The organism is Dyella sp. 01L423 (assembly GCF_056399945.1).
In genome coordinates, this window is record NZ_JBFTSI010000001.1 from 685,720 (window position 1) to 708,045 (window position 22,326).

A 22,326-nucleotide genomic window follows, 5' to 3' on the forward strand; every position below is an offset into this window, starting at 1 on the left:
GCCTGGCGCTGCGCTTGTCTGTGGGAGCGCACCCTGTGCGCGACCGCCACGCCTCGGTGTGCCGCTCCGTAGGTTTGTCGCGCACAGGGTGCGCTCCCACAGTTGCGTTATGGCTGGGTTGCCGCCTAGAGAGCATCGCGGTGCAGGCCACTTCTCCCTCTCCCCGCAGGGGAGAGGGCTGGGGTGAGGGGCGGGTGCTCGCGAGAGGGTTTCTACGGAGAGGGTTTAGGGAAAAGAGCGAAGGATTGACCCTTCACCTCACCCCTTCACCACACTCCACCGCGTCCCCTGCGCACCATCTTCGATGGCAACGCCCATCGCGGTGAGCTCTTCGCGAATGGCGTCGGCGCGCTTGAAATCCTTGCTGGCGCGGGCGGTGCGGCGTTCTTCCAGCAGGGCTTCGACGCGTGCGGCGTCTACCTCGGTGGCGCCGCTGGACTGCTTGAACCAGGCCTCGGGATCCTGTTGCAGAAGGCCGAGCACGGCGCCGGCGCCGAGCAGGGCGGTCTTGGCGTTGCGGCGTTCTTCCTCGGTGCCAGCCTGGCGCGCGGCATCAGCGAGCTGGGACAGCTCGGCGAGCGCTTGCGGAGTGTTGAGGTCGTCGCACAGGGCGGCTTCCACTGTGGCGGGAATGGGAAGGGCACGGGTGTCCACGTCCACATTGACCAGATCACGCAGCACGCGATACCAGCCATCCAGCGTGCTGATGGCCTGGGTGATGGCGGTATCGGACCAGTCCAGCGGCTGGCGGTAGTGGCCGCGCAAGAGCAGCAGGCGCAGCGCCTCAGGCGCATGCTCCTTGAGCAGTTCGTGCACCAGCATCACGTTGCCCAGCGACTTGGACATCTTGCGGCCGCTGAAGGTGAGCATGCCGTTGTGCAGCCAGTAGCGCGCGAACACCTTGCCGCCGTGGGCGCAGGTGGACTGGGCGATCTCGTTCTCGTGATGCGGGAATTGCAGGTCGACGCCGCCGGCATGGATGTCGATGGTGTCGCCCAGGTGGGCTTCGCTCATCGCCGAGCATTCGATGTGCCAGCCGGGGCGGCCGCGGCCCCAGGGGCTGTCCCAGCCGGGCAGGTCGGGCGTGGAAGGCTTCCACAGCACGAAATCGCCCGGGCTGTGCTTGTACGGGGCCACCTCGACGCGGGCGCCGGCCAGCAATTCTTCCGGATCGCGGCCCGACAGCTCGCCATACTTGGCATACGAATCCACCGAGAACAGCACGTGTCCTTCGGCGGCGTAAGCATGGCCGCTGGCGATCAGGCGCTCGATCATCGCGATGATCTGCGGGATATGGTCGGTGGCGTGCGGCTCCACGTCCGGCGGCGCAATGCCGAGCGCCGCCATGTCTTCGCGATACGCCTGGGCGTAGCGGGTGGTGATGCTTTCGATGCCCACGCCCAGCTGCTGGGCGGCCGTGTTGATCTTGTCGTCGACGTCGGTGATGTTGCGGGCGTAGACCACGTTTGGATAGTGGCGCCGCAGCAGTTTCACCAACACGTCGAACACCACCGGCCCACGCGCGTTGCCGATGTGCACGTAGTTGTAGACGGTCGGTCCGCACAGATACATGGTGACCCGCTCCGGGTCGAGCGGAGTGAACGTCTCTACGCGGCGCGTCAGGCTGTTGTGGAGCGAAATCGGCATCGGTCGGGTGGTCCGGACGGTGGGAGCAGGCGCCAGGCGGGCGCAAGCCGGTCGCGCATCTTAACAAGCCGCAGAGGCCTCCGCTGGGGCCTGGGACAGCCAGGGCAGCGGTTGGCCGGGTCGGTGCCCGATGAATCCATACCGTCGATCGCATGGCGCAAGAAAAGCTCTAAGCGTCGATTCAGCGTGAATTTGCTGCAATGGATGGTATGAGGTGCAGAGATGCGCCCGAATTGCTTCCTGCGGAGGTCGTAATGACCAAGTGGTTGTTCCCTGCGCTCGTGCTGTCCGTAATGGCCACTGGCGTGTTTGCGCAGGATGCGCGGTATCAGAATCAAAATGACGACAACACCCATTACGGTTGGGCGGATGTGCTGCGCGTCGATCCCGTGTACGGCGTGGCCCGTACCGAAGTGCCGCGCCAGGAATGCTACGACCAGCAGGTAGTGCGCCAGGCGCCCAGCCAGGGCTCGGCGGCCGGCACCATTCTGGGTGCCGTGGTCGGTGGCGTGCTGGGCAGCACCGTGGGCCATGGCAATGGCCGCACGGCGGCGACGGTGGCCGGCGCGGTCGCCGGTGGCGCGGTGGGCAACAGTGCCACCCAGTCCGGTGGCGGCGAGTACGAGTCGACCGAAACCCATTGCCGCCAGGTCGCTGCGGTTAGCGAGCAGCGCCGCATCATGGGCTACGACGTGGAATACCGTTATCGGGGCGAGGTGTACCTGTCCCGGCTCAATTACGACCCCGGCGAGCGCCTGCGCGTGCGGGTGAGCGTTTCTCCCGCCGACTGAGATCCCCGTCATCGCCGCCTCCGGGCGGCGATTTGGTGCCGGGTGCCGCGATCAGAGGCATTCGTTGTTGCATGGCAGCGAAAATCCCGTCATCATCACGATTCAACCTCCCGGAACACCCATGTCCGCAGCCGTCTATACCGCCACTGTCCTCACTAGCGCCCGCATGGCCGCTGGGATGACGTCGCGTGCTCGCCGACCGCTGCGCCGCTTTATGGCCGGGTAGGCTGTCGCACGCGTTTCACGTGTATCGACGATAAAACCCGGCTAGCAGCCGGGTTTTTTTGTTTCCGGATTCCGACGATTGGACAAAGGCAACTCCCTCATGACGCTTCGCCACTTTCTGACCACCCAGGATTACAGTCGCGCTGAGATCGACGCGCTGCTCGAGCAGGCCGCCGCGTTCAAGCGCTCGCCGCGCGGACAGCAGCTGGCCGGCAAGTCGGTGGCGCTGATGTTCTTCAATCCCTCGATGCGCACGCGCACCAGCTTCGAGCTCGGCGCCTTCCATCTGGGCGGCCACGCCATCGTGCTGGCGCCGGGCAAGGACGCATGGCCGATCGAATTCGAGGTGGGCACGGTGATGGATGGCGACACCGAAGAGCACATCGCCGAAGTGGCGCGCGTGCTGTCGCGCTATGTGGACCTGATCGCCGTGCGCGCCTTCCCGAAATTCCAGGATTGGCAGGTGGATCGCCAGGACAACGTGATCAAGGCGTTCGCCAAGTACGCCACGGTGCCGGTGATCAATATGGAAACCATCACCCACCCGTGCCAGGAGCTCGCCCACGCGCTGGCGATGAAGGAACACCTGGGCAGCCTGCAGAACAAGAAGTACGTGCTTACCTGGACCTATCACCCCAAGCCGCTCAACACGGCGGTGGCCAATTCCGCGCTGCTGATCGCCACCAAGATGGGCATGGACGTGACCTTGCTGTGCCCCACGCCGGACTACGTGCTCGATGAGCGCTACATGGAGTTCGGCTATCAGAACGCCAAGGAAAACGGCGGTTCGCTCAAGGTGAGCCACAACATCGAAGAAGCCTATAGCGGCGCCGACGTGGTCTACGCCAAGAGCTGGGGCGCGCTGCCGTTCTTCGGTCGCTGGGACCAGGAAAAGCCGATCCGCGACGCGCACAAGCACTTCATCGTGGACGAGCAGAAGATGGCGTTGACCAACAACGGCCTGTTCAGCCATTGCCTGCCATTGCGCCGCAATATCAAGGCCACCGATGCCGTGATGGATTCGCCCGCATGCATTGCCATCGATGAAGCCGAAAACCGCCTGCATGTGCAGAAGGCGGTGATGGCCTCGCTGATCGGCCAGGGCTGAGCATGTACCAGCCCGCGCACTTCAAGCAGACGGACAGCGAGACGCTGCGCGCGCTGATGCGTGAGTACCCGTTCGCCACCGTGGTGGTGCAGGGTGAGGACGGCCTGGCAGCCAACCATCTGCCGATCGAACTGGTGGATGGAAAACTGCACGGCCACGTCGCGCGCGGCAATGAACTGGCGCGCATGGATGGGGCCGAGGTGCTGGTGATTTTTCGCGGTCCGGACGGCTATATCAGTCCCAACTGGTATCCCAGCAAGCAGGAAACCCATCGCGAAGTGCCCACCTGGAACTACGCCGTGGTGCACGTGCATGGTCGCCTGCGCGTGATCGACGACGCGGCCTGGCTGCGTCAGTTGCTGGAGCGCCTCACCGATCGCCATGAAGCCGGCCTTCCGGCGCCCTGGCATGTTTCCGATGCGCCGGAAGATCACATCGAGAAGATGCTGCGCGCCATCTCCGGGCTGGAGATTTCCATCGAGCGCATCGAAGGCAAGTTCAAGTTGAACCAGAACCACCCGGCGGCCAATCGCGCCGGTGTGGTGGCTGGCCTCGGGCAGCGCGCCGGTCGCGGCGATGCGGAGCTGGCCGCACTCATGTCCAAACAGGAAGAGGGAAGCTCGTGAGCCACACGCATCAACACCACTACAAGGTCGACGTGACCTGGACGGGCAATCAGGGCACCGGCACCAAGACCTACCAGGGCTATGGTCGCGGCCATGAGATCCGCATCGAAGGCAAGCCGACCGTCGAAGGCTCGTCCGACCCGATGTTTCGCGGCGATGCCAGCAAGGTCAACCCGGAAGACATGCTGGTGACGGCGCTGTCCACCTGCCACATGTTGTCGTACCTGCATCAGGCGGTATTGGTGGGCGTGGTGGTGACGGCCTACACCGATAGCGCCGAGGGCACGATGGAAACCGACACGCATGGCGGCCACTTTACGGAAGTGGTGTTGCATCCGGTGGTCACCATCACGGCCGACAGCGATCCGGTCAAGGCCGAGGCGGCGCACGACGCTGCGCACCACGGCTGCTTTATTGCTAATTCCGTGAACTTCCCGGTGCGCGTGGAACCGCGCATCGTGGTTCAATCTGTTTAGTCATTTATCCGTTTAGCCTTCCATCTCAGGATTCGCAAGTCATGAGCAAAGACATCGTTCTCGCCTTCTCCGGTGGCCTCGACACCAGCTTCTGCGTGCCTTACCTCAAGGAGCGCGGCTGGGCCGTGCATACCGTGTTCGCCGATACCGGCGGCGTGGATGCCGAGGAGCGCGCCTATATCGAACAGCGCGCCAAGGAGCTGGGCGTGGCCAGCCATGTCACCGTCGACGGCGGTCCGGCGATCTGGAACGGTTTCGTGAAGCCGTTCGTGCAGGCGGGCGAGGCTTACCAGGGCCAGTATCCGCTGCTGGTGTCCGACCGTTACCTGATCGTGGACGCGGCCATTGCGCGCGCCAAGGAACTGGGTACCAAGGCGATTGCGCATGGTTGCACCGGCATGGGCAACGATCAGGTTCGCTTTGATCTGGCCGTGAAGGCGCTGGGCGATTACCAGATCGTGGCGCCGATCCGCGAGATCCAGAAGGAACACACGCAGACGCGTGCCTACGAGCAAGCGTATCTGGAAGAGCGCGGCTTTGAAGTGCGCGCCAAGCAGAAGAGCTACACCATCAACGAGAACCTGCTCGGCGTGACGCTCTCCGGTGGCGAGATCGACCATTGGAAGACGCCGGGCGAAGGCGCCCGCGGCTGGTGCAAGCCGCGCGCCGAATGGCCGTCCGAAAAGCTCACCGTCACCCTTGGTTTCGAGAAGGGTGAGGCGGTATCGCTCAATGGCCAGAACCTGCCGGGCGACAAGCTGCTGGCCAAGCTCAACGAACTGTTCGCGCCGTACGGCGTGGGCCGCGGCATGTATACCGGCGACACCACCATCGGCCTCAAGGGTCGCATTGTGTACGAAGCGCCGGGCCTGATTTCGCTGCTCGCCGCGCACCGCGCGCTGGAAGAGGCGGTGCTGACCAAGCAGCAGAACCGCTTCAAGCCCGAGGTGGCGCGCAAGTGGGTGGAAGTGGTGTACGAGGGTTTCTTCCACGATCCGATCAAGACCGATCTGGAAGCGTTCCTTTCGTCCAGCCAGAGCCAGGTCAATGGCGAAGTGGTGCTGGAAACCTCTGGTGCCCAAGTGACGGCGGTGGAAGTGCGTTCGCCGCATATCCTCAACGCCAAGGGCGCCACCTACGCGCAGTCGGCGGACTGGGGCGTGGAGGAGGCCGAAGGCTTCATCAAGCTGTTCGGCATGAGCAGCACGCTGTGGGCTGAAATCAATCGCTGATTTTTTTCTCGTCATCCCAGCGAAGGCTGGGATCCAGTGACTTTCGCCTTTTCCAGCTAAGGCACTGGATTCCTGCTTTCGCAGGAATGACGGATGGGAAATTTCGAGGCAACCTTCACCAGACGGATCGCATGAGCGCATTACTGGACGACACTCTTCGACATCTACGCGCGCTGGTCGGCTACGACACGCGCAATCCGCCGCGCGAGATCGGCACGGGCGGCATCTTCGACTATCTGCGCGGCAACCTGCCGGGCTTCGATGTCAGCGTGACTGATTACGGCGCCGGCGCGGTGACCTTGTACGCCGTGCGCGGCAAACCGAAAGTGCTGTTCAACGTGCACTTGGATACGGTGCCCGATTCGCCGCATTGGACGGCGAGCCCGCACGAGCTGCGTTTGACCGAAGACCGTGCGATCGGCCTGGGCGCTTGCGACATCAAGGGCGCAGCCGCTGCGCTCGTCGCAGTGGCCAACGTCACCAGTGGCGACATGGCCCTGCTGTTGTCCACCGACGAAGAAGCGAACGACCCGCGTTGCATCGCCGGCTTCCTCAAGGACAAGCCAGCCTACGACGCCATCATTGTGGCCGAGCCGACCAAGGGCGAAGCCGTGCTGGCGCATCGCGGCATCCATTCCGTGCAGATGCGTTTCAAGGGCAGTGCCGGCCACGCCTCGGGCGAACAGAAGCCTAGCGACAGCGCCGTGCACCAGGCCGTGCGCTGGGGCGCTGCCGCGCTCGACTATGTGGAGAAGCAGGCGCACGAGCGCTTTGGTGGACTTACCGGCCTGCGCTTCAACATTGGTCGCGTCGATGGCGGCATCAAGGCGAACATGATTGCGCCGTCCGCCGATGTGCGTTTCGGCTTCCGTCCGTTGCCGACCATGGCGCCCGATCAACTGCTGCATACCTTCCGCACGCTGGTGGAACCCCAGCCCGTGGAATTCGAGGAACTGTTCCGCGGCGACTCGCTGCCGGCGGGCGATACGGCCACGGCCGAAGCGCGCCGCCTGGCCGCACGCGATCTGGCCGATGAGCTGAACATCCCGATCGGCAACGCCGTGGACTTCTGGACCGAAGCGGCGCTGTTCTCCGCCGCGGGCTACATCAGCTTTGTCTACGGACCTGGCGACATCGCCCAGGCGCATACCGCCGACGAGTGGGTCGCGCTCGATCAACTGCAGCACTACGCCGAAACCATCTACCGCATCATCGATAAGAGCTAAGACCCAAGTGGAAGCCCACAAGCACACCCGGAAAACCATCGTCCGCCTGCTTTCGAGCATGGGCAGCGCGAAGGAGATCCAGCAGTACCTCAAGCGTTTTTCCCAGTTGGACGCCAAGCGCTTCGCCGTGGTGAAGGTCGGTGGCGCGGTGCTGCGCGATGATCTGCCCGCGCTCACCTCGTCGCTCACCTTCCTGCAGCAGGTAGGCCTGACCCCGATCGTGCTGCACGGCGCCGGTCCGCAGCTCGACGAAGAGCTGTCGGCCGCGGGCATCGAGAAGCACACAGTGAACGGCCTGCGCGTGACCACGCCCAAGGCCTTGTCGATCGTGCGCAAGGTGTTCCAGGAACAGAATCTGCGCCTGGTGGAAGCACTGCAGACCATGGATACGCGCGCCACCTCGGTGCCGTCGGGCGTATTCACGGCCAGCTACATCGACCGCGATACCTATGGCCTGGTCGGCAAGGTCAGCCAGATCAACCTCGCGCCGATCGAGGCGAGTCTGCGTGCCGGCTCCATCCCGGTGATCGCCAGCCTTGGCGAAACCGAGGAGGGCCAGATCCTCAACGTCAACGCCGACTTCGCCGCCAATGAACTGGTGCGCGTGCTGCAGCCGTACAAGATCGTGTTCCTTACCGGCACCGGCGGCCTGCTGGACGATCAGGGCAAGATCATCGACTCGATCAACCTGAGCACGGAATTCGAACACCTGATGGCGCAGCCGTGGATCAACGGCGGCATGCGCCTGAAGATCGAACAGATCGCCGACCTGCTGAATGATTTGCCGCTGACCTCGTCGGTGTCGATCACCAAGCCGTCTGAGCTGGCCAAGGAACTGTTCACCCACAAGGGTTCGGGCACTCTGGTTCGCCGCGGCGAGAAGGTGAAGCGTTTCGAGTCGTGGGAAGGCATCGATCTGGGTCGCATGCGCGAGCTGATCGAGTCGAGCTTCGGCCGCACGCTGGTACCCGATTATTTCGAGCGCACCAAGCCGTTCCGCGTCTATGTGAGCGAAAACTATCGCACGGCGATGATCCTCACCATGGAAGACGGCTTGCCGTATCTGGACAAGTTCGCCGTGCTCGACGACGCGCAGGGCGAAGGCCTGGGGCGCGCGGTATGGCAGGTGATGCGCGACGAGAATCCGCAGCTGTTCTGGCGCTCGCGTCACGGCAACAGCGTGAACCATTTCTACTACGCCGAATCGGACGGCTGCCTCAAGCAGCCGAGCTGGAAGGTGTTCTGGTATGGCATCGACGACTTCGACACGATCGCCAGCTGCGTGGCGCATTGCGCACAACGCCTGCCGACCCTGGTGGATTGAATCATGAGCACAACTGGACATCGCATTGGCATTGTCGGCGCACGCGGTCACACCGGCGCCGAACTGATTCGCCTGGTGGCAGCGCATCCGTCGCTGGAGCTGGCCTTTGTCTCCTCGCGCGAGCTCGATGGCCAGCGCGTGGCTGATCATGTGGACGGCTACACCGGCGAGCTGCGCTACGTAAGCCTTGATGCGGAGGCCGTGGCGGCGCAGCAGGCGGATGTGGTGGTGCTGGCCTTGCCCAACGGCAAGGCAGCGCCCTATGTGGAGGCGATCGACAAGGCCAAGCCCGATACGCTGATCGTTGACCTCTCCGCCGATTATCGATTCAACGAGAAGTGGTACTACGGCTTGCCGGAACTCACCCGCCAGTTGTGGCGCGGCGAGAAGCGCATCAGCAACCCGGGTTGCTACGCCACCGCCATCCAGCTTTCCATCGCGCCGTTGAAGGACTTGCTCGCTGCGCCGCCGGTGAGTTTCGGTGTTTCCGGTTACTCCGGCGCGGGCACCACGCCTTCGGACAAGAACAATCCGGAGAAGCTGCGCGACAACCTGATGCCGTACTCGCTTACCGGCCACATGCACGAGAAGGAGGCGAGCCGCCATCTCAACGTGCCGGTGGAATTCATGCCGCACGTGGCGCCGCACTTCCGCGGCCTGACCGTCACCACCAACTTGTACCTGGCTCGCCCCGTGACGCGAGAGGACATTATCAAGCGCTTCAACGGCGCCTACGAAGGCGAGAAGCTGGTGCATGTGGTGGACGAGGCGCCCTGGGTGAGCCAGATCGCCAACAAGCATCATGTCGATATTGGCGGCTTTGCGGTGTCCAATGACGGCAAGCGCGTGGTGGTGGTGGCGACGCTGGACAACCTGTTGAAGGGTGCGGCGACGCAGGCGATGCAGAATATCAATCGCGCCATTGGCGTGGATGAGTACACGGCGATTCCGTTCTCTTGATCGTCATTCCTGCGAAGGCAGGAATCCAGTGACTCTACGCCTTAAGGTCACCGGTACGTCCCAAGGCACTGGATCCCTGCCTTCGCAGGGATGACGAGCTTAAAAGCAGGAAATTCTTCCATGACCCAGCCCCTCTGGCAAAAATCCAACATCAAGATCGACGCTCGCATCATGGCGTTTCTCGCCGGCGACGACGTGCTGCTGGATCGCGAGTTTTTCCTGCACGACATCACCGCGAGCAAGGCGCATGTCGAAGGCCTGGCCAATATCGGTGTGGTCAGCGCCGACGAGGCCGCCGCGCTCAAGCGAGAGCTGGACGCGCTTGCCGACGATTTCCGCTCCGGCGAGTTCGTGCTGGACGACCGTTATGAAGACGGCCATTCGGCTATCGAGGCGCGTCTTACCGAGCGACTGGGTGATGCCGGCCGCCGCGTGCATACCGGCCGCAGCCGCAACGACCAGATCCTGGTCGCCACGCGCCTTTGGTTGAAGGAACAGCTGGCCGCGCTGGAACAGTATTGCCGCGCAATCGCGCAGGTATGCCTCGATCGCGCCTCCCGGCCCGCGATTCCGTTGCCCGGCTATACGCATCTGCAGCGCGCGGTGGTGTCGTCCACAGGCATGTGGTTTGCCGGTTTTGCCGAAGGCTTTATCGACAACGCGCTGCGTGCAAAACAGACCGCGCTGCTGATCGACGCCAATCCGCTGGGCACCGCCGCTGGGTATGGCGTCAACCTCAAGCTGGATCGCGAACACACGACGCGCGCGCTGGGCTTTGCCCGCATGCAGGTGTCGCCGATCTATGCGCAGCTCTCCCGCGGCAAGTTCGAGATGGCTGTGCTCGAAGCGATCGCCGGTGCGCTGCTGGATGTGCGTCGCATGGCGTGGGACCTGTCGCTGTTCACCACGGCCGAATTCAACTTCGTCAAGCTGCCATCCGAGTACACCACCGGCAGCTCGATCATGCCGAACAAGCGCAATCCGGACGTAGTGGAGCTGTTGCGCGCCAGCTATGCCAGCGTCGCGGCCGCCCGCACCGAGATCGAGCAGCTGCTCTCGCTGCCATCGGGTTACCAGCGCGACCTGCAGTTCTCCAAGGGTTCGCTGTTCCACGGTTGCCGTCACGGTCTGGCCGCGCTGGAGCTGGTGCCGGACCTGCTGGCCCGCATGGAGTGGAACGAGCCGGCCATGCGTGCCGCGATCGAACCGGCCATGTATGCCACCGACGTGGCGATCGAGCAGGCCGCAGCCGGCGTGCCATTCCGCGACGCCTATCGGGCAGCGGCCGACGCCGCCGCGTCGGCCGGCGCTGGACGCACTCCCGAGGGCAGCCTGGCGGCTCGTGTGTCGCCCGGTTCCGGCAACGACCTGCGCCTGGACGAATTGCGCGCTAGACTCGGCCATCTGGACGTCTAAACGGAGAACGGCATGACCACCGTCAGTACGGGAAGTACCGAACAATGAGCGAAGGGCAGCGCAGGCCGGTTTCCCCGCAGGCGCTGCCTTCCTGGCGTCGCGCCGTGTTGAAGGTAGGCAGCAATCTGCTGGCAGCCGATGGCGGCGGCCTCACCGCGCGCTATGCCGAGACGCTGGCGGATTTCATCCAGCTGAGCCGGGAGGCTGGCCGCCAGGTGGTGCTGGTGTCGTCCGGCGCGGTGGCGGCAGGGCGGGCTCAGTTGCGGGCGCATGCGCCGAGCGGCGGCGACCTGGCGGCTCGCCAGGCGCTGGCTGCGTTGGGGCAGGCGCCGATGATTGCGCTGTGGCAATCGCTCAGCACGCGCCCGGTGGCGCAGGTGCTGCTGACCCACGACGACTTGCGCAGCCGTCGTCGCTATCTCAATGCCCGCACCACGCTGCGCGAGCTGCTCGCGCTCGATGTGCTGCCGGTGGTTAACGAGAACGACACCGTCGCGGTCGATGAGCTGAAGTTGGGCGACAACGACAACCTTGCCGCCATCGTTGCCGCCTTGGTCGATGCGGACCTGCTACTGATCGCTTCCGATATCGATGCGCTGTATACCGCCGACCCTCGCCGCGATCCCGCAGCGGAGCCCGTGCTTCGGGTGGATGCGCTGACGCCCGACGTGCTCGCGATGGCGGGCGGCAGCGGTAGTGCCGTCGGTACGGGCGGCATGCATACCAAACTTGAGGCGGCGTCCAAGGCCGGCGCTGCCGGCATCCCCACGGCGCTTTTCAGCGGCCGAAACGAGGTTGCCGTGCAGGCGCTGGCCAACGGGGAACTGCACGGTACGTTCTTTGCGGCCGGCCGCAGCCGCATGCAGGCGCGCAAGTACTGGTTGCGCCATGCGCCTTCAGCACCGGGACATATCCACGTGGACGCCGGCGCGGTGCGTGCCCTGGCCAGTGGACGTGCTTCCCTGCTGCCGGGCGGCGTGCTCGCGGTGACCGGCGAATTCCATCGTGGCGACCTGGTCGAGATCGTCGACGAACAGGGGCGTGCGGTGGGGCGTGGACTGAGCCAGTACGGCGCTGGCGAAGTAAAGCGTCTGGCAGGGCGACATAGCCGCGATATCGAAACCGTATTGGGTTACAGCTACGGCGCTGAAGTCGTGCATCGCGATGATCTCGCCACCACGACCGACATCGAGACCACCGGAGATATCGACGCATGAGCGACATCCGTGCCTTGGCGCTGGCCTGCCGCGACGCGGTGCCCGCGCTGGCCATGCTCGATACGCCCACCAAGCGCGCACTGTTGAATGATATGGCGGACGCGCTCGAACGGCGCGTCGACGATGTGCTCGTCGCGAATGCCCAAGATATGCAACATGCCGCCGGCAAAGGCGTGCAGGGCGCCATGCTGGATCGTCTGCGACTCGACCAGGCTCGCGTCGCCGGTATCGCCCAGGCCTTGCGCGACGTGGCGCAGCTGCCCGACCCGGTCGGCGTTGTCACGCGACAGGAAACCCTCGCCAACGGCGTCACGGTGGAGCGCGTGCGCATTCCGCTCGGTGTAATCGCGATGATCTACGAGGCGCGCCCCAATGTCACCGCCGATGCCGCCGCGTTGTGCCTGATGGCGGGTAATGCGGTGATCCTGCGCGGCGGCTCCGAGGCCATCCACTCCAATCGCGCCATCGCTGCCACGCTGCACGAAGCGCTGCATGCGCACGGCCTGCCAGCGGCTGCGGTGACCTTGGTGGAGGATCTCAGTCGCGAGACGATGGTGGCGCTGCTGCAGTTGAGCGATCTCGTCGATCTCGCCATTCCACGTGGCGGCGAAGGCCTGATCCGTTTCGTAACCGAACATGCACGCGTGCCGGTGATCAAGCACTACAAAGGCGTGTGTCACCTGTACGTGGATCGTTCTGCCGACCTGGCGCTGGCGCTGAATCTGCTGATCGACGGCAAGACGTCGCGTCCCGGCGTGTGCAACGCGCTGGAAACGGTGCTGGTGCATCGCGACGTGGCTGGCGCGTTCCTGCCACGCGCTGCGGCAGCGTTGCGCGAGCGGGGCGTTGACTTGCGCGGTGATGAGGCTAGCTGCGCGCTGGTTCCGGAGGCGAGTCCTGCCAGCGAGGACGATTACGCCGCCGAATTTCTCGATCTGATCATCGCAGTGCGCGTGGTGGACAGTCTTGACGAGGCAATCGTGCATATTCGGCGCTACGGCTCCGATCACACCGAGGTGATTGCCACCAGCGATGCGTCGACGGCGGAACGTTTCGTGCAGTCGCTGCGGTCGGCGGTGGTGATGGTCAATGCGTCGTCGCGTTTCTCCGATGGCGGGCAGCTGGGGCTCGGGGCGGAGATCGGCATTTCGACGACGCGCCTGCATGCGTACGGGCCGATGGGGGCGGAGTCGTTGACGATCGAGCGGTTCGTGGTGCGTGGAGAAGGTCAGGTACGGCATCTCGAAAGCCGCGTCCCGTAATTTTGTGGGAGCGCACCCTGTGCGCGACTGGGTCTTGAGGCAAGGTCAGTCGCGCACAGGGTGCGCTCCCACAGGTGAGGGGTTGTCGATCAGTTCGCGGGTGCGATGGAGTGATGGTCGTAACTCACTATGCGCGTCAGTAGCCACCGGCCGTTCTGGTACCGCCAGATATGGAAGAACTTGCCCATGCCCTCGCACTTGCCGGTGTCGAGCTGGCAAAACTTGTGCGTGCCGATCTCGATCGCGCCGTAGTCCTTGATCGGATACACCTCGATGCTGCCGACCAGTTCCCGGCGCACTTTGTGGCAGATATTGCGTCGGGTCGCATCCACGATGGCGTCGCGAGAGGTCATCAGTCCTCCCTTGTCGTGGTAGAACTCGATGTCGTCGCTGAAGAACTCGCCGAAGGTCTTCAGGTCGCAGTGGTTGTAGGCGTCGAAGACCTTGCTGTCGAGCGAAGCAATGGTGCGGGTCAGCTCGTCGCCGGACGGGATGGTGGCAGGTGTTTCGGCATAGGCCAGGCCAGCGGCCAACGGCAGGGCGATCAGACCGAACAGACGGACGAGCAGTGCGTTGCGCATGGCCATTCCTTGTCTTGGATGGGGCCATCATGGCTCAATCAGCCAACCCTCGCATCCATGCCTGATGGATGGACGTCCGTCTGCTCGTGGCGCTCAGCGTGACCGTGGCCGTCGCGACATCACCGCCTTGAGCTGCTCGAGCAGCATGGCGACCGGTGCTTCCAGGCGCGGTGGCAGGGCGCGGTGGATCAGCCAGGCAATCATGTCCAGCTGGAAGTCGGTGACGGTGACGAGCTTCAGCTGGCTGCGATAGCTGCTGGCGGCCAGCAGGTCGGGCGTGATGATGCCGATGCCTGCGCCGCGCGCGACCAGGGATAGCTGGAGATCCGCTCCAAAGGCTTCCACGCCGACGTTGCAGGGCAGCCCGCGCTCTTCCATGGCCCTGCGCAGGGTGGAGCGCATGCCGCAGCCGTTCTGGCTGAGCACCCAGGGAAACTCGGCGAGGTACTTGAGCGTGGCGCGTGCGCGCAGGCCCAGCGATGGCGCGGCGACGATGCGCAAAGGCTGGCGATCGATGGCGTGCGCCGTCATGGTTGCCGGCGGCGGCGTGTGCTCGGAGAGCACCACCGCGGCAGCATCCAGCAGGCCTGTTTCCACTTGTTCCACCAGACCGGGCGACCAGGCCGAATGAATGCGCAGCGCCAGGCCCGGATAGCGCGAGCGCAGCAGATCGATGGGCGTGGTGAGGGCGCGCTCCGCAAGGAACGGCGGCATGCCCAGCCGCAATTCGCCGGAAGGTTCGGTGTCGGTGCGCGCCAGGGCGAGCAGGTCGGCTTCGGCGTGCAGCAGGTCGCGACCCTTCTGGTAGATCTCGCGTCCTGTTGCGGTGGGACGCAACGGCTTGGTCTGGCGGTCCAGCAGTTCCACGCCCAGCAGCGCCTCCAGGCTTTGCACGCGACGCGTCACGCCAGGCTGGGTTAGGTGCAGTTGCGCCGCCGCCTGCACGATGGAGCCGGTGTCCACCACCGCAATGAAAGCCCTGACATCCCGCGTATTCATGCCGATCATCCTGCCTAGTATGCGAAATACGCATAAAAACTATGATGATTATTCACTGTCATCATGATGCTCGGGTATTTAGCATCGCAGGCCTATCGATTGGCAAGGCCTATGACATGCAATACCTCTCACGACGCCGTATCGATGCTGTGGCGAACGAGGCGCCGGCGGAGCTCACCATGCCTTTGACCCTGCTGTTCGCCTTTGCGGTGGGCGTGATCATCATCAACCTCACGGCGGCGCAGCCCCTGGCCGGACCGGTCGCGCGCGCCATGCACCTGCGTCCGTCGCTCACCGGGCTGGTGGCGATGCTGCCGCAGCTGGGTTACGCCGTGGGCATGCTGTTTGTGGTGCCATTGGCGGATCTGTTCGAGAACCGGCGCCTGACCACGATCACGCTGCTGGCATGTGCGTTGGCGCTGGGCGCAGCCGCCGTGGCGCAGCAGGCGTGGTGGTTGCTGCTGGCCGTATGCCTGGCCGGGGCCACCTCGTGCGCGATCCAGATCCTGGTCCCGCTGGCGGCAGCGATGGCCCGGCCGGAGCATCGCGGCAGTGCCGTGGGCAATGTGATGAGCGGTGTGATGCTGGGCATCCTGCTGTCGCGTCCATTTGCCAGCCTGGTGGAGGGCGCGTGGGGCTGGCGTGCGTGCTACGGGATGCTTGGCGTGTTCGATGCGTTGCTTGCGATCGCATTGTGGTTCGCCCTGCCGCCACGACAACCGCCGGTGCATACCTCGTATCGCGGACTGATCGCTTCGCTGTGGACGCTATGGCGCGATGAACCGGTGTTGCGTCGCTACGCCCTTTCGGCGGCGATCATGATGGCGGCATTCAGCGCGTTCTGGACCGGGATTGCGCTGCGCCTGGTGCAGGCGCCGTTTCTGCTCGATAGCCGCGGCCTGGCATGGTTTGCACTCGCCGGCGTGGCCGGCACAGTGGTGGCGCCGTTGGCGGGCAAAGCAGGGGATCGCGGTCACAGCGTGGTGGGCATGCCGATCTCCCACGCTGTGGCGACGGCGGGCTTCGTGCTCGCGGGGTTGGCCGGCGCGGGCTGGTTCGGTATGGATCCGGCGCAACATCCGCAACTGGCGCTAGGCCTGCTGGTGCTTGCTGCCATCGTGATCGATGCCGGTGCCGTGGGTGATCAGACGCTGGGCCGGCGTGCGATCAATATGCTCGATCCGGCCGCGCGCAGCCGACTCAACGGATTGTTCGTCGGCGTGTTCTTCATCGGTGGCGGCGGGGGCGCAGTCGTTGCTGGCAGCGCATGGGCTGCGGCGGGATGGACCGGCGTGTGCTGCGTCGCCCTGGTCCTGTGCGCACTGGCCTTTGCGCTCGATGCGGCGACATGGCGCGGCATGCGGCGCGCCGCCTGATCAGCTGCGTTGCGCCCAGCGACGCGTGGCTTCGACGAACGCCACGCAGTCGGCGTACTGGTTGTAGAGCGGCGTCGGCGAAATGCGGATGACGTCGGGCTCGCGCCAGTCGCCGATGATGCCGTGTTCCACCAGATCATCGAACAGCGCACGACCACGCGCGCGCCCACCGAGGACGCGGATGGACAGCTGCGAGCCGCGGCGCGACGGATCGCTCGGCGTCACCACCTCCAGCACATCGCTCAACTGGGATTGCACCAGCCATTCCAGATAAGCGGTAAGTCGCAACGATTTTTCGCGCAGCCGGGTCATGCCGGCGCGGCGGAAGATTTCCAGCGACACGCGCAGCGGCGCGAGCGCGAGGATCGGTGGATTGCTCAGCTGCCAGCCGTCGGCGCCATAGGTGGGCACGAATTGCGGACCCATCTGGAAACGCGAGGTTTTGTCGTGGCCCCACCAACCGGCGAAGCGCGGCAGGGTGGTGCGCGCGTGGCGGTCATGCACGAACGCGCCGCCGACCGCACCCGGGCCGCTGTTGAGGTATTTGTAGCTGCACCAGATGGCGAAGTCCGCGCCGCTGTCGTGCAGCTGCAGCGGCAGATTGCCTACCGCATGCGCCAGGTCGAAACCCACCATGCAGCCGTGGCGATTGGCCAGGCGCGTGATTGCAGCGAGGTCGAAGGCCTGGCCCGTGCGGTATTGCACGCCCGGCAGCATCACCAGCGCAATGCGCGAGCCATGTTCGGCCAGTACGCGTTCAATGGCGTCCATCGAGATCACGCCGTTGGCTTCGTCGCCCTGAAGCTCGATCAGCGAGGTGGCCGGGTCGTAGCCATGGAAACGCACCTGGGATTCCACTGCATAGCGATCGGTGGGGAACGAGCCCGCTTCGATCAGGATGGCGTGCCGCTCCGGCGTGGGGCGATAAAAGCTCACCATCATCAGGTGCAGATTCACGCCCAAGGTGTTCATCGCGACCACTTCGGACGGCTGCGCACCGACCACGCTGGCGAGGTCGTCGCGCACGAACTCGTGGTAGTCCATCCACGGCAGGTCGCCACGAAAGTGGCCTTCCACCGCCTGATCGGCCCACGAGTCGAGTTCGGCACTCAGCGCAGGACGCACGGCGCGCGGCTGCAGGCCCAGCGAATTTCCGCAGAAATAGTGGCCGTCGCGGCCCTCATGCCTGGGTATCAGGAATTCGTCGCGGAAGCCGCGCAGCGGATCGGCGGCATCCTGGGACTGCGCCCAGGCGAGGGTGGCTTCGAACGGAGGGGACATCGGGAATCTCTTGCTGAAGCGTCGTGCCCAGCGCGGGCACGACGTGGATGACGATTTACTTCATGCGTGCGGCGATGGCATCGCAGCCCTTGTCGAACGCAGCGCGCCATGCGGCACCGGCCTGGCCTTGCGCGGGACGCACGCAGCGCAGCTGGATGGCGTGGCTGTCCTTGAACCAGTAGCGCTCGCTATAGCTGTACTGCGCGCCGTTTTCCTGCGCCGTGTAGACGAAGTTGTCCGGCGTGCCGCCGCTGGCGGCTTGGTAGCCGGTAAGGGCCTTGGCCTTGCCCATGGCGCCGCTCACGTATTGCTGGAACTCGCCGGCGTTGCCCACCTGCTTCACCGTGATGGTGACGCGGGCGAGGCTGCTGCTGCCGTTGGGCGAGGGGTCGGGTACCTGGAACACGCGTACTTCCGGATCGCCCTGCGTTTCCATGATGCCCATCCACTGGTCGGGCGTGCTGAAGGTGACGCTGCCGCCGGCCATGCTGACATCAGCGGCGTGGGCGGTTCCGGCCAACACAAGCGCGCCGGCGATAACCAAAGTGCGGAACAAGCTCATGCTTTTTCCTGTGCGTGAGGGTGAGGTTCGAAACGCTGCAATGGCAGCCCCAGCCATTCCAGGGCCGTGCCGTGGAAGAGTCGCGCGCGGTCGCCATCGTCGAGTCCGAGTGACTCGATGCCGCTGCCGGGATGCTGCTCCCCCAGCGGGAAAGGATAGTCGGTCCCCAGCATCACGCGATCGACCCCGGTCACATCCAGGAGATAGCGCAGGGCGGCCGGGTCGTGCACGCAGGAGTCGAAATACAGGCGCTGCAGGTATTCGCGCGGATTGCGCGGGTTGTCCGTGGCGACCAGGTCGGGGCGCATGCGGAAACCATGCTCGATACGGCCGATGGTCCACGGGAAGCTGCCGCCGCCGTGGGCCAGCATCACGCGCAGCCGCGGCAGGCGCTCCAGCACGCCGCCGAACACCAGGCAGCAGGCCGCGCGCGACTGTTCGGCCGGCATGCCCACCAGCCAGGGCAGCCAGTACTTGGGCATGCTGGCGGCGCCCATCATGTCCCAGGGATGCACCATCACCGCGGCGCCCAGGTCGGCAGCTGCCTCGAAGAAGGGAAACAGTTCGGGTGCGTCCAAATTCCAGTCGTTGCAATGCGAACCCACTTGGACGCCTTGCAGGCCCAGTTCGTCGATGCAGCGCTCCAGCTCGCGGATGGCCAGGTCGGGCGACTGCAGCGGCACCGTGCCGATGCCGGCGTAGTGACGCGGGTAGTCGTTGCAGATGCGCGCCGTCTCGTCGTTCAGATGACGGTGCAGTTCCAGCGCCTGATAGCCTGGCGCCCAGTACGAGAACAACACAGGTACGGTGGAGACCACCTGCACGCCCACGTCGAAGCGGGCGTAGTCGTCGATGCGTTGTTGCGCATCGAACGCCGAGTCCCATACCTCTCTGAAGAACTTGCCGTCCTTGTAGATGCGATGGCGCCCGTCGTTGTGAATCATCACCGGAAAGCGCTCGTCGCCGAACTTGGCGGCGAGGTTCGGCCAGTCACGGGGGAGGATATGGGCGTGCGTGTCGATTTTGAGCATGCCGCCGAGTGTAAGTCAGGGGCGCGGTGCCGTCTCGGCGCGGTGCAGCGTAAATGCCGTACGGGGCGGCAGAGCGGCCCGACTCAACTGGGGCGAGATTCCCGCCAGCTGAACATGGGCCCGATTGCACATGCAAGCCGTCCCGGCTGGCGGCATCATGGCTGGCGCGACGACGTCCGCAGCCATCGGAGGCAACATGAAGTTTCTGGTCATGATCTATAACGACGACAGCCTGCTCGAGGCCCTGCCGCCGGGTGAGTTCGACACGATGATGCACGGCTGCTTCGTCCATGCCGACGAACTGCGCGCCGAAGGGCATCTGCTCGATTCCATGCAGCTTGAATCGCCGGCCCAGGGGAAATCCCTGCGCGTGCGCGACAACACCATGAGCGTGATGGATGGCCCGTTTGCCGAAGCCAAGGAGTACCTCGGCGGCTTCAACCTGATCGAAGCGGCCGACATGGCCGAAGCCGTGCGCATCGCCGCGGAATTTCCGTGGGCGCGCACCGGGCGCATCGAGGTGAGGCCGGTGCGGGATATCGATGCCGTGCGCCGGCGCGTCGGGGCATAAAGCGTAACCCGTGCCTCACTGTGGGAGCGCACCCTGTGCGCGACCGCGGAGCCGCGCCGCTACCTCTTCGTTGGGCCGTCGCGCACAGGGTGCGCTCCCACAAGGGGTGGCTCGCGCGTTCAGGCCGTCGCCGTCGACTTGCTGTGACTCCGCCCGGTGATATGCGCAACCGTGTTCACGTTGTCCACCAGCCGGTCGCTGATGCGCGCAAGCATCTCCGCGGCCTGGCGGTCTTCCGCCATATTGAGCAGCGCCGCCAGGGTGCGCTGCAGGCCGCGCAGATCCGGTAGCTGTTCCGGCGCGCGCTGCGTGCGCAGGGCGGAAGCGACTTCATGCAGGGCCTTGGCGCTGTGGTCGACGAACGCGCACATTTCCGCCGTCTCCGGCAGGCTGTGGTGGTCATCGATCAGCGCTTCCAGTGTCATTGCCGTGCGGGCCAGGCGATTGCCGTTGGCGAACAGCGCATTGGCCAGTTCCAGCAGGGTTGCCGGCGTGGCCGGTTCCGCGCGCATGCGGTCCAGGGATGCCTGGGCATTGCTGCGTGCCGTGCGCGCGGCTGTGCGCGTTTCGCGGCGGTGGTCGCGGCGTTCGGGATGGGCGAGCGCGTTGAGGTAATCGGCATAGGCATCGAGCATGTCCGATAGCGCCGCCCGCGCACGCGCGCGTTCCCAGGTGGGCCACAGCACATACGCGAGCAAGGCCATGCCGCTGCCGAGCGCGGTGTTGATCACGCGGTCCAGCACCGCATCGCTGGAGTTGACGCCTTCGAACGACAGCAGGATCACCACGGTGCCGGTCAACGCCGCCACCGCGATGCCGTAGTGCGCCGTGGCGAGATAGCGAAATCCCATGCACAGAACCGCCATCAACAGCAGGTGCGCCCACATGTCGTGCGGCGTGAAATGCAGCAGGGCGGTGGTGAGCAACAGGCCGAGGATGGTGCCGACCACGCGCAACAAGCCGAAGTTGAAGGTGGCGGCGAAATCCGGACGCAGCACGATGGCGGCGGTCATCGGCAGCCAATAGCCATGCGGCAGGCCGAGTTCGCGCGAGACGAACAGCGTGGCGGTGAGCGTGACAGCGGTGCGTACGGCATGGCGGAATGCCACCGAATGCGGCGTGAGATTGGCACGCAGGGTGGCGCGCGCCGAACTGCTGCGCAGTGCTGTCGGCAGTGGCGTCTCCGCCGCGGCCGCGCGTAACTCACCGCGGCTGCCTGCCCAGTTGGCGTTACGCACCGCTGCAGCAAGCTGACCGGACAATGCATGGATATGCGTGGCCAGGCCATCGGCGTCGCCGCCGTTGCTGAGCAGGGCGTTCTCGCTCGCCTGCAAGGTCCGCAGGGCGTGCTCGGCCTGGCGCGGCGATTCGGCAAGCTCCAGGGCGTCTGCGATGGCTGCGAGCACGCGCGCCGCGTCGCCCCGGAACATGGCGTGGATAGTCGCATTGGCACGCAACTCCGCCATTGCCGTGAGCTCCAGGCGTATGCGCTCGGCCAGCTCCAGCAGCACGCCGAACGCCTCCATCGCGCGGCCGCGCGCGTGGTGGCGACCCAGCAGCGTGTGCTGCAGCGTGGTCATGGCGTCGGTGAGCGCGGGGACATCGGCGTCGTCGTGTTCCTGCTGGCGCGCCAGCGTCGACAGGCCGCGATAGACCGCGGCCAGCGCGTGCCGCTCGGGGCGATAACGCTGCAGTGGCCAGGCCGCCACGGAAAACAGAGTCAGTAGCAAGCCGCCGGCAAAGATCAACGCCGACGCACCCAGCGCTTCGGCCAGGGGACGTGGCGTGGCTGCAGTTACCACCAGCAGGATCATGCTGGTCATGCCCACGCGCGCCATGTCCGGGCCAAACACCACCAGCAGGCCGCCGAAAAATCCAAACGCGGCCGTGGCGACCAGGATGGGGATCAGCTGGTCGCCGATCAGAAAGCCGATCAGCGAGGCGAGGCCCGCCGCCAGCGATGCCAGCAGCAGGCGCGTCATGCGCTGGCGATACGGTCCCGGCTGGTCCGAGAACATGGTGTCCAGCGCGCCAGCGCCGATGCCCAGGCCGATGCCCGGATGTCCGGTCAGGATGCCAATCGCCAGCGGCAGCACCACGGCGGCGGTGTTGCGCACGACCACGCGTACCGGCACGTCAGGTCGCTTGGTCGTGAGCAGGCTGTCGACGACCGTGGCGCGCAGCGAATAACCCGTCGAGGACATGACGCGACAAGACTCCTTGGCAATACGGTGATTCTGCCTCAAACAGCCTGAAGCGAACGCGACGGGCTATGGGTGGCTGGTCGGGGAGGGCGCAGAGTCTGGCTGGCTTCTCGGTGGAAGGGAGCAGCGAAGTGCATTGGAGTCGCCGGGCCTGCTGTTGTGGGAGCGCACCCTGTGCGCGACAAGCCTACGGAGCGGCACACCTGAGCGT

At 65.1% G+C, this 22,326-nt stretch carries 20 protein-coding genes; 13 read left to right on the forward strand and 7 right to left on the reverse strand.

The genetic code is table 11. The annotated features are described in order from the left end of the window. Nucleotides 1–258: 258 nt before the first annotated feature. The gene (cysS, locus tag AC1DMY_RS03060; protein ID WP_477163534.1) at nt 259–1,647 is read right to left on the reverse strand and encodes a cysteine--tRNA ligase; all 1,389 of its coding nucleotides are present in this window, start codon (nt 1,645–1,647) and stop codon (nt 259–261) included. A gap of 254 nt (nt 1,648–1,901) precedes the next feature. Here cysS and AC1DMY_RS03065 point away from each other — a divergent pair, with 254 nt between their 5' ends. The 11 genes from AC1DMY_RS03065 (at nt 1,902) to AC1DMY_RS03115 (ending at nt 13,510) form a co-directional block, all read left to right on the forward strand. Beyond that, nucleotides 1,902–2,438: a glycine zipper 2TM domain-containing protein gene (locus AC1DMY_RS03065; protein ID WP_121878596.1), complete on the forward strand. Its 537-nt coding sequence runs from the start codon at nt 1,902–1,904 to the stop codon at nt 2,436–2,438. Nucleotides 2,439–2,763: 325 nt separating this feature from the next. After that, nucleotides 2,764–3,771 carry an N-acetylornithine carbamoyltransferase gene (locus AC1DMY_RS03070; protein ID WP_477163535.1) on the forward strand — a complete coding sequence of 336 codons (1,008 nt, stop codon included), beginning with the start codon at nt 2,764–2,766 and terminating at the stop codon, nt 3,769–3,771. A 2-nt stretch (nt 3,772–3,773) separates the two neighbouring features. After that, nucleotides 3,774–4,397, forward strand: a complete 624-nt coding sequence (locus AC1DMY_RS03075) for an FMN-binding negative transcriptional regulator (RefSeq protein WP_477163536.1) — start codon at nt 3,774–3,776, stop codon at nt 4,395–4,397. Then, entirely contained in the window at nt 4,394–4,873 is a 480-nt protein-coding gene (locus tag AC1DMY_RS03080) for an OsmC family protein (RefSeq protein WP_477163537.1), read from the forward strand. Before AC1DMY_RS03075 ends, AC1DMY_RS03080 begins: the two co-directional genes overlap by 4 nt. A 41-nt stretch (nt 4,874–4,914) precedes the next feature. Further along, on the forward strand, nt 4,915–6,105 hold the full coding sequence (locus AC1DMY_RS03085; RefSeq protein ID WP_477163538.1) for an argininosuccinate synthase: 1,191 nt from the start codon (nt 4,915–4,917) through the stop codon (nt 6,103–6,105). 131 nt (nt 6,106–6,236) lie between these two features. Next, nucleotides 6,237–7,331, forward strand: a complete 1,095-nt coding sequence (locus tag AC1DMY_RS03090; RefSeq protein ID WP_477163539.1) for an acetylornithine deacetylase — start codon at nt 6,237–6,239, stop codon at nt 7,329–7,331. A gap of 7 nt (nt 7,332–7,338) precedes the next feature. Continuing rightward, nucleotides 7,339–8,655, forward strand: coding sequence for an acetylglutamate kinase (locus AC1DMY_RS03095; RefSeq protein WP_477163540.1), 1,317 nt, complete (start codon nt 7,339–7,341; stop codon nt 8,653–8,655). Between the two features lie 3 nt (nt 8,656–8,658). Further along, complete coding sequence (gene argC, locus AC1DMY_RS03100; RefSeq protein ID WP_477163541.1) at nt 8,659–9,615, forward strand: N-acetyl-gamma-glutamyl-phosphate reductase; 957 nt, start codon at nt 8,659–8,661, stop codon at nt 9,613–9,615. A 120-nt stretch (nt 9,616–9,735) separates the two neighbouring features. Beyond that, nucleotides 9,736–11,031: an argininosuccinate lyase gene (locus AC1DMY_RS03105; RefSeq protein WP_477163542.1), complete on the forward strand. Its 1,296-nt coding sequence runs from the start codon at nt 9,736–9,738 to the stop codon at nt 11,029–11,031. A gap of 44 nt (nt 11,032–11,075) precedes the next feature. Beyond that, a complete protein-coding gene (gene proB / locus AC1DMY_RS03110; protein ID WP_477163543.1) occupies nt 11,076–12,248 on the forward strand; it encodes a glutamate 5-kinase in 1,173 nt (390 codons plus the stop codon). After that, complete coding sequence (locus AC1DMY_RS03115) at nt 12,245–13,510, forward strand: glutamate-5-semialdehyde dehydrogenase (RefSeq protein ID WP_477163544.1); 1,266 nt, start codon at nt 12,245–12,247, stop codon at nt 13,508–13,510. The genes proB and AC1DMY_RS03115 overlap by 4 nt, the downstream gene beginning before the upstream one ends. Before the next feature lie 89 nt (nt 13,511–13,599). Here AC1DMY_RS03115 and AC1DMY_RS03120 read toward each other — a convergent pair whose 3' ends face one another. After that, on the reverse strand, nt 13,600–14,091 hold the full coding sequence (locus tag AC1DMY_RS03120; RefSeq protein WP_477163545.1) for a nuclear transport factor 2 family protein: 492 nt from the start codon (nt 14,089–14,091) through the stop codon (nt 13,600–13,602). 93 nt (nt 14,092–14,184) lie between these two features. Continuing rightward, complete coding sequence (locus AC1DMY_RS03125; protein WP_477163546.1) at nt 14,185–15,090, reverse strand: LysR family transcriptional regulator; 906 nt, start codon at nt 15,088–15,090, stop codon at nt 14,185–14,187. A 116-nt stretch (nt 15,091–15,206) separates the two neighbouring features. Between AC1DMY_RS03125 and AC1DMY_RS03130 the strand changes: the two genes are divergently transcribed. After that, complete coding sequence (locus AC1DMY_RS03130; protein ID WP_477163547.1) at nt 15,207–16,466, forward strand: MFS transporter; 1,260 nt, start codon at nt 15,207–15,209, stop codon at nt 16,464–16,466. Here AC1DMY_RS03130 and kynU read toward each other — a convergent pair whose 3' ends face one another. The 3 genes from kynU to AC1DMY_RS03145 are packed head-to-tail and all read right to left on the reverse strand — an operon-like array spanning nt 16,467 to nt 19,340. After that, nucleotides 16,467–17,747 carry a kynureninase gene (gene kynU, locus AC1DMY_RS03135; protein ID WP_477163548.1) on the reverse strand — a complete coding sequence of 427 codons (1,281 nt, stop codon included), beginning with the start codon at nt 17,745–17,747 and terminating at the stop codon, nt 16,467–16,469. Between the two features lie 55 nt (nt 17,748–17,802). Beyond that, the gene (locus tag AC1DMY_RS03140; protein WP_477163549.1) at nt 17,803–18,309 is read right to left on the reverse strand and encodes a hypothetical protein; all 507 of its coding nucleotides are present in this window, start codon (nt 18,307–18,309) and stop codon (nt 17,803–17,805) included. Then, nucleotides 18,306–19,340: an amidohydrolase family protein gene (locus AC1DMY_RS03145; RefSeq protein WP_477163550.1), complete on the reverse strand. Its 1,035-nt coding sequence runs from the start codon at nt 19,338–19,340 to the stop codon at nt 18,306–18,308. The genes AC1DMY_RS03140 and AC1DMY_RS03145 overlap by 4 nt, the downstream gene beginning before the upstream one ends. Nucleotides 19,341–19,536: 196 nt before the next feature. Here AC1DMY_RS03145 and AC1DMY_RS03150 point away from each other — a divergent pair, with 196 nt between their 5' ends. Beyond that, on the forward strand, nt 19,537–19,911 hold the full coding sequence (locus AC1DMY_RS03150) for a YciI family protein (RefSeq protein WP_477163551.1): 375 nt from the start codon (nt 19,537–19,539) through the stop codon (nt 19,909–19,911). Between the two features lie 119 nt (nt 19,912–20,030). Here the strand turns inward: AC1DMY_RS03150 and AC1DMY_RS03155 are convergent, their stop codons facing one another. Next, nucleotides 20,031–22,115: an FUSC family protein gene (locus AC1DMY_RS03155; protein ID WP_477163552.1), complete on the reverse strand. Its 2,085-nt coding sequence runs from the start codon at nt 22,113–22,115 to the stop codon at nt 20,031–20,033. Between the last annotated feature and the right edge of the window lie 211 nt (nt 22,116–22,326).

Excerpts from the sequence above, each read along its gene's own strand:
- AC1DMY_RS03090 (WP_477163539.1), top strand. The coding sequence starts at position 6,237 with ATGAGCGCATTACTGGACGACACTCTTCGACATCTACGCGCGCTGGTC.
- AC1DMY_RS03075 (WP_477163536.1), top strand. The coding sequence starts at position 3,774 with ATGTACCAGCCCGCGCACTTCAAGCAGACGGACAGCGAGACGCTGCGC.
- proB (WP_477163543.1), top strand. The coding sequence starts at position 11,076 with ATGAGCGAAGGGCAGCGCAGGCCGGTTTCCCCGCAGGCGCTGCCTTCC.
- AC1DMY_RS03145 (WP_477163550.1), bottom strand. The coding sequence starts at position 19,340 with ATGCTCAAAATCGACACGCACGCCCATATCCTCCCCCGTGACTGGCCG.
- kynU (WP_477163548.1), bottom strand. The coding sequence starts at position 17,747 with ATGTCCCCTCCGTTCGAAGCCACCCTCGCCTGGGCGCAGTCCCAGGAT.
- AC1DMY_RS03120 (WP_477163545.1), bottom strand. The coding sequence starts at position 14,091 with ATGCGCAACGCACTGCTCGTCCGTCTGTTCGGTCTGATCGCCCTGCCG.
- AC1DMY_RS03115 (WP_477163544.1), top strand. The coding sequence starts at position 12,245 with ATGAGCGACATCCGTGCCTTGGCGCTGGCCTGCCGCGACGCGGTGCCC.
- AC1DMY_RS03125 (WP_477163546.1), bottom strand. The coding sequence starts at position 15,090 with ATGAATACGCGGGATGTCAGGGCTTTCATTGCGGTGGTGGACACCGGC.
- cysS (WP_477163534.1), bottom strand. The coding sequence starts at position 1,647 with ATGCCGATTTCGCTCCACAACAGCCTGACGCGCCGCGTAGAGACGTTC.
- AC1DMY_RS03150 (WP_477163551.1), top strand. The coding sequence starts at position 19,537 with ATGAAGTTTCTGGTCATGATCTATAACGACGACAGCCTGCTCGAGGCC.
- AC1DMY_RS03085 (WP_477163538.1), top strand. The coding sequence starts at position 4,915 with ATGAGCAAAGACATCGTTCTCGCCTTCTCCGGTGGCCTCGACACCAGC.
- AC1DMY_RS03070 (WP_477163535.1), top strand. The coding sequence starts at position 2,764 with ATGACGCTTCGCCACTTTCTGACCACCCAGGATTACAGTCGCGCTGAG.
- AC1DMY_RS03105 (WP_477163542.1), top strand. The coding sequence starts at position 9,736 with ATGACCCAGCCCCTCTGGCAAAAATCCAACATCAAGATCGACGCTCGC.
- AC1DMY_RS03155 (WP_477163552.1), bottom strand. The coding sequence starts at position 22,115 with ATGTCCTCGACGGGTTATTCGCTGCGCGCCACGGTCGTCGACAGCCTG.
- argC (WP_477163541.1), top strand. The coding sequence starts at position 8,659 with ATGAGCACAACTGGACATCGCATTGGCATTGTCGGCGCACGCGGTCAC.
- AC1DMY_RS03140 (WP_477163549.1), bottom strand. The coding sequence starts at position 18,309 with ATGAGCTTGTTCCGCACTTTGGTTATCGCCGGCGCGCTTGTGTTGGCC.
- AC1DMY_RS03065 (WP_121878596.1), top strand. The coding sequence starts at position 1,902 with ATGACCAAGTGGTTGTTCCCTGCGCTCGTGCTGTCCGTAATGGCCACT.
- AC1DMY_RS03130 (WP_477163547.1), top strand. The coding sequence starts at position 15,207 with ATGCAATACCTCTCACGACGCCGTATCGATGCTGTGGCGAACGAGGCG.